The organism is Listeria ivanovii subsp. ivanovii (assembly GCF_900187025.1).
In the GTDB taxonomy this organism is placed as follows: domain Bacteria; phylum Bacillota; class Bacilli; order Lactobacillales; family Listeriaceae; genus Listeria; species Listeria ivanovii.
Map to the genome: position 1 here is coordinate 2,526,278 of NZ_LT906478.1, position 16,727 is coordinate 2,543,004.

The 16,727-nt window shown below is 37.8% G+C and carries 17 protein-coding genes; all 17 read right to left on the reverse strand.

What is annotated here, in order from left to right:
* Window positions 1–17 precede the first annotated feature (17 nt).
* A complete protein-coding gene (gene lgt, locus CKV67_RS12515; RefSeq protein WP_014093697.1) occupies window positions 18–857 on the reverse strand; it encodes a prolipoprotein diacylglyceryl transferase in 840 nt (279 codons plus the stop codon).
* Between the two features lie 87 nt (window positions 858–944).
* Window positions 945–1,883 carry an HPr(Ser) kinase/phosphatase gene (hprK, locus tag CKV67_RS12520; RefSeq protein ID WP_003749480.1) on the reverse strand — a complete coding sequence of 313 codons (939 nt, stop codon included), beginning with the start codon at window positions 1,881–1,883 and terminating at the stop codon, window positions 945–947.
* 185 nt (window positions 1,884–2,068) lie between these two features.
* Window positions 2,069–2,422, reverse strand: coding sequence for a phage holin family protein (locus CKV67_RS12525; RefSeq protein ID WP_014093698.1), 354 nt, complete (start codon window positions 2,420–2,422; stop codon window positions 2,069–2,071).
* Between the two features lie 8 nt (window positions 2,423–2,430).
* Complete coding sequence (locus tag CKV67_RS12530) at window positions 2,431–2,631, reverse strand: PspC domain-containing protein (RefSeq protein ID WP_014093699.1); 201 nt, start codon at window positions 2,629–2,631, stop codon at window positions 2,431–2,433.
* A gap of 23 nt (window positions 2,632–2,654) precedes the next feature.
* Entirely contained in the window at window positions 2,655–3,860 is a 1,206-nt protein-coding gene (locus tag CKV67_RS12535) for a DUF4097 family beta strand repeat-containing protein (protein WP_014093700.1), read from the reverse strand.
* 67 nt (window positions 3,861–3,927) lie between these two features.
* Window positions 3,928–5,184, reverse strand: coding sequence for a DUF4097 family beta strand repeat-containing protein (locus tag CKV67_RS12540; RefSeq protein ID WP_014093701.1), 1,257 nt, complete (start codon window positions 5,182–5,184; stop codon window positions 3,928–3,930).
* A gap of 230 nt (window positions 5,185–5,414) precedes the next feature.
* Complete coding sequence (uvrA, locus tag CKV67_RS12545; RefSeq protein ID WP_014093702.1) at window positions 5,415–8,285, reverse strand: excinuclease ABC subunit UvrA; 2,871 nt, start codon at window positions 8,283–8,285, stop codon at window positions 5,415–5,417.
* Window positions 8,286–8,292: 7 nt separating this feature from the next.
* The gene (uvrB, locus tag CKV67_RS12550; RefSeq protein WP_025280089.1) at window positions 8,293–10,269 is read right to left on the reverse strand and encodes an excinuclease ABC subunit UvrB; all 1,977 of its coding nucleotides are present in this window, start codon (window positions 10,267–10,269) and stop codon (window positions 8,293–8,295) included.
* A 250-nt stretch (window positions 10,270–10,519) separates the two neighbouring features.
* A complete protein-coding gene (locus CKV67_RS12555) occupies window positions 10,520–10,759 on the reverse strand; it encodes a CsbA family protein (protein WP_014093704.1) in 240 nt (79 codons plus the stop codon).
* Between the two features lie 23 nt (window positions 10,760–10,782).
* Window positions 10,783–11,430 (reverse strand): HD domain-containing protein, encoded by a 648-nt coding sequence (locus tag CKV67_RS12560; protein WP_014093705.1) that lies wholly within the window; start codon window positions 11,428–11,430, stop codon window positions 10,783–10,785.
* 21 nt (window positions 11,431–11,451) lie between these two features.
* A complete protein-coding gene (locus CKV67_RS12565) occupies window positions 11,452–11,838 on the reverse strand; it encodes a hypothetical protein (protein WP_014093706.1) in 387 nt (128 codons plus the stop codon).
* 106 nt (window positions 11,839–11,944) lie between these two features.
* Window positions 11,945–12,250, reverse strand: coding sequence for an ArsR/SmtB family transcription factor (locus CKV67_RS12570; RefSeq protein WP_003720806.1), 306 nt, complete (start codon window positions 12,248–12,250; stop codon window positions 11,945–11,947).
* 270 nt (window positions 12,251–12,520) lie between these two features.
* A complete protein-coding gene (gene phoU, locus CKV67_RS12580) occupies window positions 12,521–13,180 on the reverse strand; it encodes a phosphate signaling complex protein PhoU (protein ID WP_014093707.1) in 660 nt (219 codons plus the stop codon).
* 12 nt (window positions 13,181–13,192) lie between these two features.
* Window positions 13,193–13,972: a phosphate ABC transporter ATP-binding protein PstB gene (pstB, locus tag CKV67_RS12585; protein ID WP_014093708.1), complete on the reverse strand. Its 780-nt coding sequence runs from the start codon at window positions 13,970–13,972 to the stop codon at window positions 13,193–13,195.
* 14 nt (window positions 13,973–13,986) lie between these two features.
* Entirely contained in the window at window positions 13,987–14,802 is an 816-nt protein-coding gene (gene pstB, locus CKV67_RS12590) for a phosphate ABC transporter ATP-binding protein PstB (RefSeq protein ID WP_014093709.1), read from the reverse strand.
* Window positions 14,803–14,830: 28 nt separating this feature from the next.
* A complete protein-coding gene (pstA, locus tag CKV67_RS12595) occupies window positions 14,831–15,715 on the reverse strand; it encodes a phosphate ABC transporter permease PstA (RefSeq protein WP_014093710.1) in 885 nt (294 codons plus the stop codon).
* Window positions 15,712–16,635 carry a phosphate ABC transporter permease subunit PstC gene (gene pstC / locus CKV67_RS12600; protein WP_014093711.1) on the reverse strand — a complete coding sequence of 308 codons (924 nt, stop codon included), beginning with the start codon at window positions 16,633–16,635 and terminating at the stop codon, window positions 15,712–15,714. Before pstC ends, pstA begins: the two co-directional genes overlap by 4 nt.
* Between the last annotated feature and the right edge of the window lie 92 nt (window positions 16,636–16,727).

Sequence of the window (16,727 nt, forward strand, 5' to 3'; positions counted from 1 at the left end):
TCCTTTCTAGAACAAACTTAACTTTTAATTTCCTTTGCTACTTTTCCGTACTTATCTTCCATATAATAAGGTGGATTCATTTTTAGTCGGCGGTATACAATTATTCCAATCGATAGAATAATCAACAACACAGACAAGACTTGCGAAACGCGGAAATCTCCCCACATCAAGCTATCCGTCCTCATTCCTTCAATAAAGAATCTTCCAAACGAATACCAAATCACATAACTAAGGAAAAGCTCCCCACGACGTATTTTCGTACGGCGAATCACTAGCAATATAATAAACCCAATTACGTTCCATAAACTTTCATATAAAAACGTTGGTTGGTAATAAGCTCCATCTATGTACATCTGGTTGATAATAAATTCTGGTAAATGTAAATTCTCCAGAAAAGTCCTAGTTGTTTCTGCACCATGAGCTTCTTGGTTCATGAAGTTTCCCCAACGCCCAATCGCTTGTGCAATAATTAAACTTGGGGCAATCACATCTGCTAACTGCCAAAACGAAATTTTCTTAATACGTGAAAAAATAACTGCTGTCAGTACTGCACCAATTAAAGCTCCATATATGGCAATACCTCCGTGCCAAATCTTCACAATTTCACCTAAGTTATTCTTATAAAAGTCCCATTCAAAAATAACATAGTAAATTCTAGCACTAATAATCGAAATTGGAATCGCCCATATAAGTAAATCGACAATGATTTCTTTATCCATTTTACGTTTATTTGCTTCACTAAGCGCCAGAAGTAACGCAATCACAACGGCTGAAGCAATAATTACTCCATACCATTTTACAGAAATATTCCCAAGTTGAATCGCCACTGGATCAAGTGGCTGTACACCATTATCCATAATTCCCCTACTTTCAAAAGACAACTCCGCAACCAAACAAATCTATTTAAATGTCTGTTAGGCTGCGGAGATATTCTCTATATTTATTTAATCATTCATACTACTATTATGACCTATTAAATTATTAAGGTCTTGTGTAAATTGTTCCGCGGCATTATATCCCATATTCTTCAATCGGAAATTCATCGCCGCTACTTCAATGATAACAGATAAATTTCGCCCAGGACGAACTGGAACAGTAATTTTTGGAATATCCATGTCAAAAATTTTTGTTTTTTCTTGATCTAACCCAACACGATCATAATGCTTATCTGGGTCCCAGTTTTCAAGGTGCACAACAATCGTTATTTTTTTACTTGAACGAACAGCTCCTGCTCCAAATAACGTCATCACATTAATAATTCCAAGGCCTCGAATCTCTAACAAATGTTCAATAATCGCTGGTGAAGATCCAATTAACGTCATTTCATCTTCTTGACGGATTTCAACATTATCATCCGCTACCAGTCTATGTCCTCGTTTTACAAGTTCTAATGCCGTCTCACTCTTACCGACGCCACTGCTTCCTGTAATTAAAACCCCAAGGCCATATATATCCACTAATACACCATGCATAGAAATTACCGGTGCTAGTCTACTTTCTAAGTAATTCGTAATATAAACGGATAAACGTGTAGTCTTAAGCCTTGAACGAAGCACAGGAATACTCGCTTCTTTTGCTGCTTCCACTAATTCTTTTGGTACTTCTAAATTTCTTGAAATCACAAAAGCCGGAGTTCGCTTTGTACACATTTGTCGATATCTTTTAAGCCGTTCTTCTGGCTCCATACCTTCTGAAAAAGAAATTTCCGTCATCCCAAAAAGTTGTACTCGATCTTCCGGGTAATAAGAGAAAAAGCCTGTAAGTTCCAGACCTGGCCTAGATAAATCACTTGTTAAAATTGGCCGTTCAAGTCCCTTTTCTGAACAAATTAACTCTAAATTAAGTCGTTCTACTAAATCCTTTACTGTAACCGATTTTGTCATGCAAGTACCTCCAAATGAATTATAAAAGTCCGTCACTGTTTACCACAAAATAATATTTACAAAGCTCCTTTTCATTTTAGCACTTTCGAGAGAATCAAGCTAGTTCTTTCTTTCCAAATGGCTCTACATAGCGAAACCAGCTACAACTTCCAAGTCGGTTTGACCTCGAAATGTAGCTGGAATGTTTAATGTTCATTTTTACTCCATAAAACGGAATTGATAATCATATTCGCAAATGCCATAATCGCAGCGATAATAAGTGCAGTACCAAAACTATCGAATTGGAATGAATCTCCCATAAAGAAAGTTGTCAGTTCAAGCATAAGCGCATTAATAACAAAGGTAAAGAGCCCCAGTGTAAAAATGTTAATCGGTAAAGTCAAAAGAAGTAAGATAGGGCGAATTAGCATATTAAGAATTGCCAATATAAAACTCGCTAATAGCGCTGTTGTGAATCCATCTACGTGAAAACTTGTAAAGAATCCTGATAATGCTACAAAAAGTACCGAGTTGACGATTACGCCAATAATCCAACGCATTTTTTAGTTCACTCCCATTCAGATTCAGGGGTTTGTTTTGGAATTATGATTGCAGCGATAATGTAAAGAAGAATACCTGAGCCTGCGATTAATGATAGACCTACCCAGATTAATCTAACAATCGTCACTTCAATACCAAAATACTCTGCAAGTCCACCACAGACACCACTAATCATTTTTTGTGAAGAAGATTTATATAACTTTTTCATTGTTTTCCCTTCCTTTCGCTGTATTAAACAATTTTATTTTCGAGTTCAGAAACTTTGATTATCCCATTTCCAACTTTAGCTTGGAGTGTTGCCATGCTTATTTCTTCTGCATTTTGAGTGAAGACAAAAGTTCTTTCTGCATCATCCCAAATTTTTGCATTTTTTAAGTCAAAATAAATTTTTTCTTTTTTTGTTCCGAGTGTTCCATCGACATTCCAAGTTGGTGGTATTTGAATACGAATGTCTCCATTTGGTGCTGCTAGGTCTGCTGCTGAGGAAGTTTCGTTTTCTAAAATATACTCGACATCTCCTTGAGCTGCTTTAGCAATCGTCGTATGAAAATTACCTTGAAGCGCTATGTCTCCTTTAGCCGTTGACATATCAACATTTTCAACAGTACTGCGTTTAAAGAAAATTTCTCCATCCGCAGATTCTGTGCTAAGGAATTTACCGCTAGCTCCTGACGAACGAATGTCTCCGTGCCGTGTTTTGATGATAGCATCTTCTGCCGCTGTATCATCGTATTTTAAGTTACCATTTAGCAATTGGATTTTTACTTGTTCATATAAACGTTTGGGAATTGTAACAACTAAGTCTGTTTTTAGCAATTCATTTTTTGATTCAAAAGTGAAGCTGTCTGGGGAAATATCAAGCATTGTTTGGCTAAAGAAATAATCCCATAGTTTTTCTTCACTTAATTGACGGATAGAACGCGCTTTTTCATGTACAGCTAATACAGCACGAACTTTCATTTGATCTTTATCCCATGAACGGATAATGACATCCCCGGTAGCTACTCTGATTGTGAAAGAACGAAAAGTCACATTATCAAAATTAAATTCTCTTACTGGACGTGGTCGTTCTTCTTTTCTTCTTGGATGGTTATGAGGATGATTATTCTTATTTCTATTCGCGTGATTATGTCTTTCTCTCATTGCTTCTCGCACTTCCTGTTTAACCTCATTACGTCCAGTGTGGCGTCTTCTTTTTTCATCCACACGGCGACGGTGCCTTTCAATAACTTCTTCGTTACTTGTATCAGCGGAAGGAATCACAAACAAGGCAATGATATAAGCGATAATTGCAATACCAGTTTTCATCGTAATAACGGTAATTACGATATATATAAGTCGTAATATTGTGGCATCGATACCTAAAAATTCAGCCAATCCACCAAATACACCACCGACTTTCCGGTCTACTCTTGATCTTCGTAGTTTTTTATCCATGCTAGTTCTTCCTTTCTTATTTCTATGTAAAATCTAGCGCGCTATTCTGGCGCTAGATTTCGTATTATTATTTTGCTTCCCGGATTTTCACGGAACCAGTTGTTGCTTCTGCTTCGATTTTAAGAGAAGAATCAGCTGCATCTGGTAACTTAGTGAATACGATAGATTTGCTTACAGATTCCGTTTTAGATTCTAGTACTTCTGCGTCTTTTAAATCTAACAGTAGTTTACCTAGGTTTGTATGGAAACGACCATCTACACCAATTGTGGCAGGTACAAGAACTTCAATATTCCCCGCGCCAGTTTTCGCTTTTAAGAAAGTTGCTTCATTACCAGTTAATTGATAATGCACATTACCATTCTTTGTTTGTAAATTAGTGGAGTAGTAGTTGCCTTTTGCTGCTACATTACCATTGAATGTTTTAAGTGCAACATCACGAATTTCACCATTTTGGATACGGACATTCCCATTGATAGATTCGATTTCTGCAAGTGTAGCATTTAATGTTCCAATACTAATATTTCCATTTGTTGTTTTAACAAATAAATCTCGACCTGATAATTCATCCATGTGGAAGTTACCATTAAGCATTTTAACAGAGACATAATCATACTCCCGACGAGGCAAGTACACAGTTAAATTTGTAACAATTTGTTTAGAGGTAGATTCAAAGCGTAATGTTTCCTCATCTACGCGTAAAGTGGTTTTATCAAAGAAGATTTTCAGTGCTTCATCTTCTGGATACTCTTTGAATAGCTTAATCATCGCATGAACTTTGATATCATCCGAGTCTGATGGCTTAAATTCTACATTTCCATTCGCTATTTCAAATTCTAAAATTGAAAGTGTTGTATCATGATAAACAAAGTCACGTTCGATTTTTGTAGACGTTAAAAATGGGAATGGCATATCTTTCACTTGTTTGAATGCACTATTTAAGAATGAACCGATTTTTTCACCAGCCTGGGATAGGTCATTAACCATATTACGCATGGATTCGTCACGATCTTTTGAAGTGTTTTCTTGGCGTTCTTCTTGTTGTCTTTCATCATTATCCACACGTGGTTCCGGGCGTCTTTGGCGTCTCTTTGGAGCTGTGTATGGATTGCCTTGATTATTCCAACCTTTACTATAATCGTATGTGGACTCTTTTTCAGGTGCTTCTTCTACTTCTTCTGTTGGTGCTGTAGAACGACGAATATTTTCTTTGGCAGCTGATTTACCTTCTTTTTTAGAAATGTTTTCAAGTAATGTAAGTGCTTCTTCTGTGGAAATAATACCTTGTTTGACTAATTCTAGAATACGTTTGCGTTCGTTTTCCATTTTCATTTCCTCCTATACTTTCGGCTAAACTATTTTAGGCTTGCTTCATTTGCAAGTGACATATCTGTTTTATCTATGACTCTATTATGAAGGAAAAAATAATTTCTGTCATACAACCAGAGGATGATTATTTGTTTGGACTTTGGGTGGTTTGGTGAGTAAACGTGTAATGGATTGTGGTTAGACATTTAAAAAATCCCGCTTATTTATTAATAAGCGAGACTTAATTATTATTTTTCTTGAACAGAAGTAATTTTTGCTGCCGTTCTTTCTTTATCACGTTCTAAAATGGGTTTTAAGTATTTACCTGTGTATGATTTTTTGGAACGAGCGATTTTTTCAGGAGTTCCAGTTGCAATAATTTGGCCACCGCCATCGCCGCCTTCTGGTCCTAAGTCAATCAAATAATCAGCTTGTTTGATAACATCTAGATTATGTTCAATTACAAGGACTGTGTCTCCATTTTCTTCTACAAGTCTTTGGAGCACTTTTAGAAGCCGTCCGATGTCATCCGCATGCAGACCTGTCGTTGGTTCATCAAGAATATAGAATGATTTTCCGTTACTCCGTTTATGAAGTTCAGAAGCTAGTTTCACCCGCTGTGCTTCACCGCCCGATAGTGTGGTTGCAGGTTGACCCAGGCGAATATATCCAAGTCCCACATCTACAATTGTTTGCAGTTTTCGAGCAATTCTTGGTTGGTTTGTAAAATACTCCAAGCCTTCTTCTACTGTCATTTCTAAAACTTCTGCAATATTTTTACCCTTGTAACGGATATCTAACGTTTCACCATTGTATCGTTTCCCATGACAAACTTCGCAAGGTACGTATACATCTGGTAAAAAGTGCATTTCAATTTTAATGATTCCGTCACCTTTACAAGCTTCACAGCGGCCGCCTTTTACGTTGAAGCTGAAACGACCTTTTTTATAGCCACGAACTTTCGCTTCATTGGTGCTTGCAAAAAGATCACGAATATCATCAAATGCGCCTGTGTAAGTCGCCGGATTTGAGCGTGGGGTTCTGCCAATTGGAGATTGATCAATGTTAATGATTTTTTCTAAGTTTTCAATTCCTTTGATTTCTTTGTGCTCTCCAGGTTTAGCATGATTTCTATTTAGCTTTCTCGCTAGCGCTTTTCGAAGTACTTCATTTACTAGTGAGCTTTTGCCAGAACCAGAAACACCTGTGACACATGAGAATGTTGCTAGTGGGATTTTAGCATTAACATTTTTTAAATTATTGGCTTTTGCACCGATTATTTCTAATTCAAGACCATTTCCTTTTCTACGAGTTGCTGGAACTGGAATGAATTTTTTGCCGGATAAATAATCACCAGTAATGGAATTCTTATTTTTTGCCACTTCTTCTGGAGTTCCCGCAGCAACAATCCGACCGCCATGTTCGCCCGCACCAGGTCCAATATCAATCAAATAGTCAGCCGCCATCATGGTATCTTCATCGTGCTCGACCACAATAAGTGTATTGCCAATGTCACGCATGCTTTGTAATGTACTAATTAAACGGTCATTATCACGCTGATGAAGTCCAATCGATGGTTCATCAAGAATATAAAGGACACCCGTTAACCTCGAACCAATTTGGGTTGCTAGTCTGATACGCTGTGCTTCTCCACCTGACAGAGTTCCTGCAGCGCGACTCATCGTCAAGTAATCTAAGCCAACATTTTTTAAGAACCCTAGTCGAGCACGAACTTCTTTAAAAATTGGAGCAGCGATTTGTGTCTCTTTTTCAGAGAGCTCTAAGCCATCAAAAAATGCTAGCGCTTCGTTAATCGAGAATTCACTGATTTGCCCAATATGATGATCATTTACTTTGACTGAAAGTGTCTCTTCCTTTAAGCGATAGCCTTTACAAGATGGGCAAGGTAAATCTGTCATGTATTGTGCCATTTGGTCGCGCGTGAAGTCAGAATTTGTTTCCCGGTAGCGACGTTCGATATTAGGAAGTATCCCTTCGAACGGAATCCAGGTTTCGCGCGTCATACCAAAATCATTTTTGTATTCGAAATAAAACTCTTTCTCTTTTGAGCCATTCAAAATAATATCTAAATCTTCTTTAGATAGTTTTTCAAGTGGCTTATCCATATCAATTCCAAACTCTTTACAAGCAGAAGCTAACATTTGTGGGTAGTACTGAGAGCTGATTGGACGCCAAGGGATAATTGCCCCTTCATTTAGTGATAAGCTTCTATCTGGAATAACAGTATCTATATCAACTTCTAGCTTGGTTCCTAGTCCATCACAAGTTGGGCAAGCACCAAACGGGCTATTAAAAGAGAACATCCTTGGTTCTAATTCTCCAACTGAGAAACCACAGTATGGACAAGCATAATGTTCACTAAATAGTAATTCCTTATCCCCCATGATATCCACCACTGCGTAACCATCTGCTAAGCGAAGAGCAGCCTCTATCGAATCATATAAACGAGTATTTATTCCTTCTTTAATGACAATTCGGTCGATGATTATTTCGATAGAATGCTTTTTGTTTTTTTCGATTTCCATTTCGTCATTGATGTCATATATTTCTCCATCAACACGAATTCTTACATAGCCTTCTTTTTTAATTTCTTCGATAGTTTTTTTGTGTGTGCCTTTTTTACCAGAAACGATGGGCGCCATAATTTGGATACGTGTTTTTTCTGGATATTCCAGTACACGATCCACCATTTGTTCAATGGTTTGCGAAGTAATTTCGATGCCGTGGTTAGGACAAACTGGATGTCCAACTCGAGCATAGAGCAGTCGCAAGTAATCATGGATTTCTGTTACTGTTCCAACTGTAGAACGCGGATTACGACTAGTTGTTTTTTGGTCAATAGAAATAGCTGGACTAAGGCCTTCAATTAAGTCCACATCTGGTTTATCCATCTGTCCTAAAAATTGGCGTGCATAAGCAGACAACGACTCTACATAGCGTCTTTGCCCCTCCGCATAAATGGTATCAAAAGCTAGCGAAGATTTACCTGATCCGGATAATCCAGTCATAACAACTAACTTATCTCTTGGAATTTCTAAATCGATGTTTTTTAAATTATGGGCTCTTGCACCCTGAATTACTATTTTGTCTTTATTCAATTTCGCTTCATCCTTCCGCTTTTATTTCCAGTAAAGCATCACGCAATTCGGCGGCACGTTCAAAATCAAGTGCTTTGGCCGCTTCTTTCATTTCATGTTCCATACCTTCAATGAAGACATCGCGCTCTTTCTTAGACATTTTACTTAAGTCGTGCTGTTTAATTGCTTCTCTTTCATCTGCGGCAGAAGTGGCTGCTATAATACCACGGATTTCTTTCTTAATGGTCATTGGTGTAATGCCATGCTTTTCGTTATACTCTATTTGAATTTTACGACGACGTTCTGTTTCACTAATAGAGTTGCGCATCGAATCCGTCATTTTGTCAGCATACATGATAACTCGACCATTTTCATTACGCGCAGCACGACCCATTGTTTGAATTAGCGAACGTTCCGAACGAAGGAAACCTTCCTTATCGGCATCCAAAATGGCAACAAGGGACACTTCTGGTAAATCGATTCCTTCACGCAATAGATTGATTCCGACAATAACATCGTAAACACCTAATCGTAAGTCGCGAATGATTTCGATTCGTTCTAACGTTTTTACTTCCGAATGTAGATATTGAACCTTTACCCCTGCTTCTTTTAGATAGTTAGTTAAATCCTCAGACATTTTTTTCGTTAAAGTAGTAATTAAGACTCGTTCATTTTTTTCTACTCTATCATTAATTTCATCCATTAAATCGTCAATTTGACCTTGAATTGGACGAATCTCAACAATTGGATCAAGTAGTCCAGTCGGGCGGATAATTTGCTCAATGACATCTGGATTTTTTTCGAGTTCATATGGGCCGGGTGTAGCCGATATAAACATGATTTGATTAATATGTTTTTCAAATTCTTCTAATCGAAGTGGACGGTTATCTAGCGCACTCGGTAATCTAAAACCGTGGTCTACTAACATTTGTTTTCTCGCTTGGTCACCATTGAACATCCCGCGAATTTGTGGCATCGTTACGTGCGACTCATCGATTACCATTTGGAAATCATCTGGAAAATAATCGAGCAACGTATATGGAGTAACTCCTGCTGGACGAAGGGATAGATGACGAGAATAGTTTTCGATTCCAGAACAATAGCCCATTTCTTCCATCATTTCTAAATCATAATTGGTTCTCTGTTCAAGTCTTTGCGCTTCAAGTAACTTATTGTCTGCTCGCAAAACTTTTAGGCGATCTTCTAATTCCGCTTTTATATTAATAATCGCTTTTTTCATGATATCTGGTCGGGTAACAAAGTGAGATGCTGGGAAAATCGAAACATGTTCTCGTTCGCCGATGATCTCACCAGTCAACGCATCCACTTCTCTAATTCGTTCAATTTCATCACCAAAAAATTCTACACGCATACAGTGTTCATCACGTGACGCTGGGAATATCTCCACTACATCTCCACGAACGCGGAAACGACCACGCTGGAAATCAATATCATTGCGGTCATACTGAATATCTACTAATTTTCGTAGCAGCTGATCACGACTAATTTCCATTCCAACACGAAGCGAGACAAGCATTTCTCCATATTCAATTGGCGAACCTAAACCATAAATACAAGATACACTGGCGATGATAATAACATCTCGGCGTTCAAAAAGTGCAGCAGTTGCTGAGTGACGCAGCTTATCGATTTCGTCATTAATACTTGCATCTTTTTCAATGTAGGTATCGCTTTGTGGAACATAGGCTTCTGGTTGGTAATAGTCATAATAGCTAACAAAATATTCTACTGCATTATTTGGAAAGAACTCTTTAAATTCACTATATAATTGACCTGCTAATGTTTTATTGTGAGCCATAACAAGTGTCGGCTTATTTACCTCTTGAATGACATTAGATACGGTAAAAGTTTTCCCTGTACCGGTTGCCCCAAGCAAGGTTTGATGTTTCAAGCCTTTTCTTAAGCCTGATACTAATTGTTCAATTGCTCTAGGTTGGTCTCCTTGTGGACTGTACTTAGAAACTAACTCAAATTTATCCTTCAACTCGGATTCCCCCTATCTTTTATCGGTCCGGTCTTAGTATCTGAAAACTCCATCTGTGAAATGTCCCGCAAAGCAAAAAGCGGATTTTTTCAGATCCGTTAATGTTTCTATTTTATCATAAATATTTTAATTAGCCTAGCAAAAACCGAACATATTTTCGTATTATTTTTAAAATAAAAAACGCAACCTGTTGATTACGCTTTTCTTTATTTTATCATTTTTACACATTTCTACCTATCTATTTGCTCGTTTAAAATTCACTACCGCTCTTCTTTAAACGACGTAACATATAAGTTGCCAGTATAAAACCAATCGTCATCGAAAATGCATCCACAATAATTAACCAATAGGAACTTGTATAACCAAGCTTAGCGGATGCGGCAATTAAAATCACCATAAGCAGTAGCGCAACATAACGATTATAGGTAATCCGTGCAAAAAGAATCATGAGTAAGCAAGGAAAAATAAGCGCAGATATAATTTGATCCATCTTCATTTTCCTCCCTTTCCGTTTTAGGCGTCACGCAATGCTTTTGTTGTTATTTCGGTAGTTAACTGTGGCAATTCTGTTTTTTCAATTCCTTTTTCTGCAAGCATATCTGGCAAAATTTCTCGCAAGAAGTACTTAACGCTCTCCATTTCGCGGTATTCATAAATCGTTGCAAGCGCCTCACTATAAATTTCCACAAAAATATTTTCCGGATTTCCCTTTTGAATTTCGCCAAAGGATTCATACAATAAATCAACTTTATCAGAAATTGCTAAAATTTTCCCTTCTAGCGTGCTATCTTTTCCTTCTTTTAATAAGTGGTGATAAATAGGTTGGAATGTTTTAGGGATTTCTCGCTCGATAAAGTTTTTGGCCATACTTTCTTCCACTTCTGAAAGCATTTCTCGTAACTCCGACGTTGCGTATTTTACTGGCGTTTTTATATCACCGATGAATAGCTCGGAATAATCATGGTTTAATGCTTTTTCATATAGTGCACGCCAATTCACTTCATTACCAGCTTCTTCTTCCACTGCTCCGAAAAACTGGGCGATGGAAGTCACTTTGTAGGAATGTTCAGCAACCGAATGTTCTTGATATTTAAATTTTCCTGGGCAACGATAAATGTTTTCTAAATCAGATAAACTTTGAAAATATTGATGAACTCCCATATTATCACTCCATTCTTCGTTTTATTCCTCCCGCTTTTGCTTTTTATTAGCAGGATTAGTATTTTCTATTTCACGCATCATTAATGCGGCGCAGTAACCAATTAGGGCTATCATTGCCGCTGAGTAGGTTCTAAAATTATCCGTAGCAAAAATAAAGATAATTGCTGAAAATAACAGCGTCGTCAAAATCCCCCAGCTAAAAAGTTTCGTTCCACGTGCAGTCCCGACTTTCATTTGCGAATAAATTCCTACATAACAAACAAATTGAATAATAATAAATTGAGCTACTGACAAAATGATAACTGCAGTAAGATTGCTATTCCATGCAATAGCTAAAATCGAAATAATAATCATCACAATAATCCCTGTAATAACTGTAAATTTTTGCATTGGTGTTAATTTCTTCAAAGCCCTTCCCCCAAGTTCTTATTTGTTACTTACTTTACCATAATTGCTATTTATTTGGCATAAAAAACACCCATCATTCCCATAAAGGTTTTCTGAGTGTCTCACATTAGTGATGATGTACGTGGCGAATTGCTTGTGTTAATAATTCCAATACGTGATTATCATCTTGCATATAATAAATCGTTGTTCCGGCTCGTCTTGACTTCACTAGCCTTAAATTTTTCAAAAACCGTAGCTGATGTGAAACGGTCGTCTGATTGAAAGATAAGGTGCGTGCAATCTCATTCACGGAGTACTCTCTATCTTGTAATAAATTTAAAATCTGGACGCGAGTTGGATCAGAAAGCGCCTTGAAAATTTGTGTCACACTAAAAAGCGTTTCTTCATCTAATGATTGTTTTGCGTTTTCCATCGAATATCACTCCATTTTCCTTACATGTTCATATACTCATATGATACTTAAATAGGAATGATTCCGCAAGTTTAATAACTACTTCCCGCGCAAGAATGATTATATATGAGCAAAAAAACGCTTTCTCTCTTTTCCATGCTACACTTATTTTATCAAAGGGAAAGGAGAGCTGGGAATAAAAAGGGTTAAATATTGAGAAGTTATTTAAACCGCCTAACACACAGAAAACAACCCGATTTACCTCTGATACAGGAAATCGGGGTGTTTTCTTCATCGATTTAAATCTTCAATTTCGCCACTTTTAAGATAAACGATCCATTCGCATACATTCGTTACATAGTCGCCAATTCGTTCAATGTACTGGGAAACTAGTAGCAATTGAGACACATCTTCAATATGTTCCGGCTCTTCTTGCATAAAAGTAATACATTTTTGGTAGACAATTTTGTGAAGCTTATCTACCTCATTATCGCGAATCGCAATTTCGCGTGCTGCAGCTTCGTCTTCTGAAAGATATGCTTTTAATACATCTTGCAACATGGATTTTACAATTTCACCCATTTCCGGAATTTCTGGGATTGGTTTTAATACTTTGCTTTCCCCAATTAAAATGGCTGTTTTGGCGATGCTTACTGCGTGGTCGCCAATTCGCTCTAAATCCGAGCTTGTTTTCAAGACGGTCACAATTTTCCGCAAATCCATCCCAACAGGTTGTTGTAAAGCAATCAATTCAAAAGAGCGTTGTTCTAAAGATAACTCCATATTGTTAATCGCTTTGTCTTCCGCTACTACTTGTTTGGCCAGTTCGGTGTCTCTGTGAACTAACGACTTTACTGCTTTAAAAATCGCTTCATTGGCAAGCATGCCCATTTCCATTAAATGTTGGTGCAAGTCATTAAGTTGTTCCGTAAAAATTTTTCTGACTACCATAATAACACTCCTTTATCCAAATCTTCCCGAAATATAGTCTTCGGTTTCTTTTTCTGCTGGGTTGGTAAAAATACTCGTTGTATCTGAAAATTCGACGATGCGTCCATTAAGAAAGAAAGCAGTCTCGTCTGAAATACGAGAGGCTTGTTGCATATTATGTGTCACAATAACTATCGTGTAATCTTTCTTTAGTTCTAGAATTAAATCTTCTACTTTAGCTGTTGAGATTGGATCGAGTGCAGAGGTTGGCTCATCCATCAAAATAACATCAGGCTTCACCGCAAGTACTCGCGCAATACAAAGACGTTGTTGTTGTCCACCCGACATTCCAATTGCTGAGCGATCCAATCTATCATGAACTTCATCCCAAAGTGCTGCTTGACGCAAACTTTTTTCAACAATAGCATCTAGTTCTTTTTTATCTTTTACCCCATGCATCCGTGGACCATAGGCAACATTGTCATAAATCGAAAATGGAAATGGATTAGCTTGCTGGAAAACCATTCCAACTTTTTTTCGTAAATTAACCATATCGATTTTGGGATCTTGCACATTTTCATCACCAATATGGATTTCACCCGTTGTTTTTACGCCGGGAATTAAATCGTTCATTCGATTTAACGTTCTAAGAAAAGTCGATTTCCCACAACCGGATGGGCCAATTAGAGCAGTCACTCGGTTCTTTTTGATATTTAAAGCAATTTTTTCAAGTGCTTGTTTTGATCCATAAAACAGATCAACATTTTTCGTTTCTATAATATATTCGATTTTTTCTGCAGTTTCAATTGTCATTTAAAAGCTCCTTTCTAGCCAAAGTTCCCAGAAATATAGTCTTCGGTTTGTTTTTTTTGTGGGTTAGTGAATAGTTCAGACGTACCCGAGAATTCCACAACTTCCCCAAGATAAAAGAAAGAAGTATAGTCAGAAACACGAGCCGCTTGTTGCATATTATGCGTTACAATAATAATCGTATATTTATTTTTGAGTTCATTAATTAAATCTTCAATTTTACTTGTTGAAATTGGATCAAGTGCGGATGCTGGTTCGTCTAGTAACAATACTTTTGGTTGCATTGCCACAGCCCTCGCGATACACAGCCGTTGTTGTTGACCTCCAGATAGAGATAATGCACTCTTGCCAAGATCGTCTTTTACTTCATCCCAAAGTGCTGCACGGCGCAAACTTTTTTCAACGCGCTCCATGATTTCTTTTTTATTTTTCATTCCATGACGTTTAAGTCCAAATGCAACATTTTCATAAATGGATTTCGTGAATGGGTTTGGTTTTTGGAATACCATCCCGATTTCTTTGCGCACATTGTAAAGGTCAACCTCTTTACGATTGATATTAATGCCGTCATAGAGAATCTTCCCTTCCATCCGACAACCATCAATTTCGTCATTCATGCGGTTTAATGCTCTTAAATAAGTTGATTTCCCGCAACCAGACGGACCAATTAGCGCAGTAACCTTATTTTCGGGGAAGGTTAAGTCAACGTCCTTAATCGCATGGTTATCGCCGTAATATACATGCAAATCCTCTGTCGCCATCGCAGCAGGAAGGGAATAAGGGTCTGGTGTTGTTTGTAAAATAGAATTAATTTCAGGCTTTTTAGTTAACATTTTTATAAAACTCCTTTTCCTGGTATTTTTACGAAGAGGTCATGCGTTTATAAACCACTTTTCCAAGCAGACGAGCTAAGACATTGAAAAGTAATACAGAGAGAATTAATACAGCAGATGCACCGTCAGAAACAGCTTGAGCATCTGGCATAATTCCTTCCCCATTAATTTTCCAAATGTGAACAGCTAATGTTTCTGCTGGACGGAAAATATTGAGTGGCGAAACTGGGCTGACTGGATTCCAATCAGTAAAATCCAACACTGGTGTACTTTGTCCGGCAGTGAAAATCAATGCAGCTGCTTCACCAAATACCCGACCAGCTGCTAAAATAACACCAGTAATAATCGCTGGTAATGCTGCTGGTACAAGTACACGGGTTATCGTTTCCCATCTTGATAAGCCAAGTGCAAGACCTGCTTCTCGTTGTGTACTCGGAATAGCATTTAACGCTTCTTCAACAACACGAATGAGTAGTGGTAAATTAAAAATCGTTAGTGTAAGTGCCCCGGAAATAACCGAGAAACTCCACCCCATTTGAATAACAAAAACAAGAAAACCGAATAGTCCTACAACAATGGATGGAAGTGAGGAAAGCACTTCAATCGTTGTCCGAATCAAATCTGTAATCCAGTTTTTACGCGCGTATTCTGCCATGTATATTCCTGCCCCAAGCGAGATGGGTACAGATATTAACATGGTAATTAAGAGCATATAAAAGGAATTCCAGATTTCAGGTCCAATTCCGCCGCCAGCTTGGAACGACTGTGGTGGGGTTGTCAAAAATTTCCAGCTTAACTGCGGAACACCTTTTACTAAAATATAGCCTAGTAGACTTGCTAGAATAACAACAATTAAGACAGCAATAGCATAGAAAACACCTGTCGCGATTTTATCTTTTGTTTTTACATTCATTTGATTTTCCTCCTACGCCCGATGAAGCGAATCACAATGATGAAGAATAGTGACATCGCAAGTAGCACCATTGCAAGTGACCAAAGGATATTATTATCCAGTGTCCCCATAACCGTATTCCCCATGCCCATCGTTAAGATACTTGTGAGGGTGGAAGCTGGTTCAAATAATGATGTCGGAATAACAGCAGAGTTCCCGATAACCATTTGTACAGCAAGGGCTTCCCCGAAAGCACGTGCCATTCCAAACACAATCGCTGTCAAAATTCCTGACCGTGAACTACGAAGCACTACTTTCCAAATCGTTTGAAAACGGGTCGCTCCGAGTGCTAAAGAAGCTTCTCGGTAATGACGTGGAACGGATTTAATTGCGTCCACACTTAATGAAGTAACAGTAGGTAAAATCATGACTGTTAAAACAACTGTCGCAGCAGCAATCCCAAATCCACTTCCAGAAATATGATCGCGAATAAATGGAACGACTACGCTTAAGCCAATGAATCCATAAACAACAGATGGAATTCCAACTAATAATTCCATTACTGGTTGTAAAACTTTTTTCCCAAACTTAGGTGAAATTTCTACCATGAATATTGCCGCACCAATTGCAAGCGGACCAGCAATACAAGCAGCAAAAAGCGTTACTGCAAATGAACCGATTATCATTGGCAACGCACCAACTAGCGGATTTCCATTTGCATCTTTTTGCGAGGGATTCCAATCAGTACCAGTAATAAAATCAACGAAAGATACTTTGTTAACTGTAAACGTAGCTAACCCTTTTGAAATAACAAAAAACAAAATAGACGCAGCAGCAATGATCATTATAGCGATACAAATAAATGTAATAATCTTGCCTCTAGTTTCTAAATGCGCCTTTTTAGAAGTTTGCGTAAGCTTCTTTTCCTTTATCGCTTCCAAATCACGTAAGCTCCTTTCTCCACCCATGTTTTACTCCTAACATGGATATACGTCTATCCTAAGATTACTAGGATAGACGCCCATTTCATTCT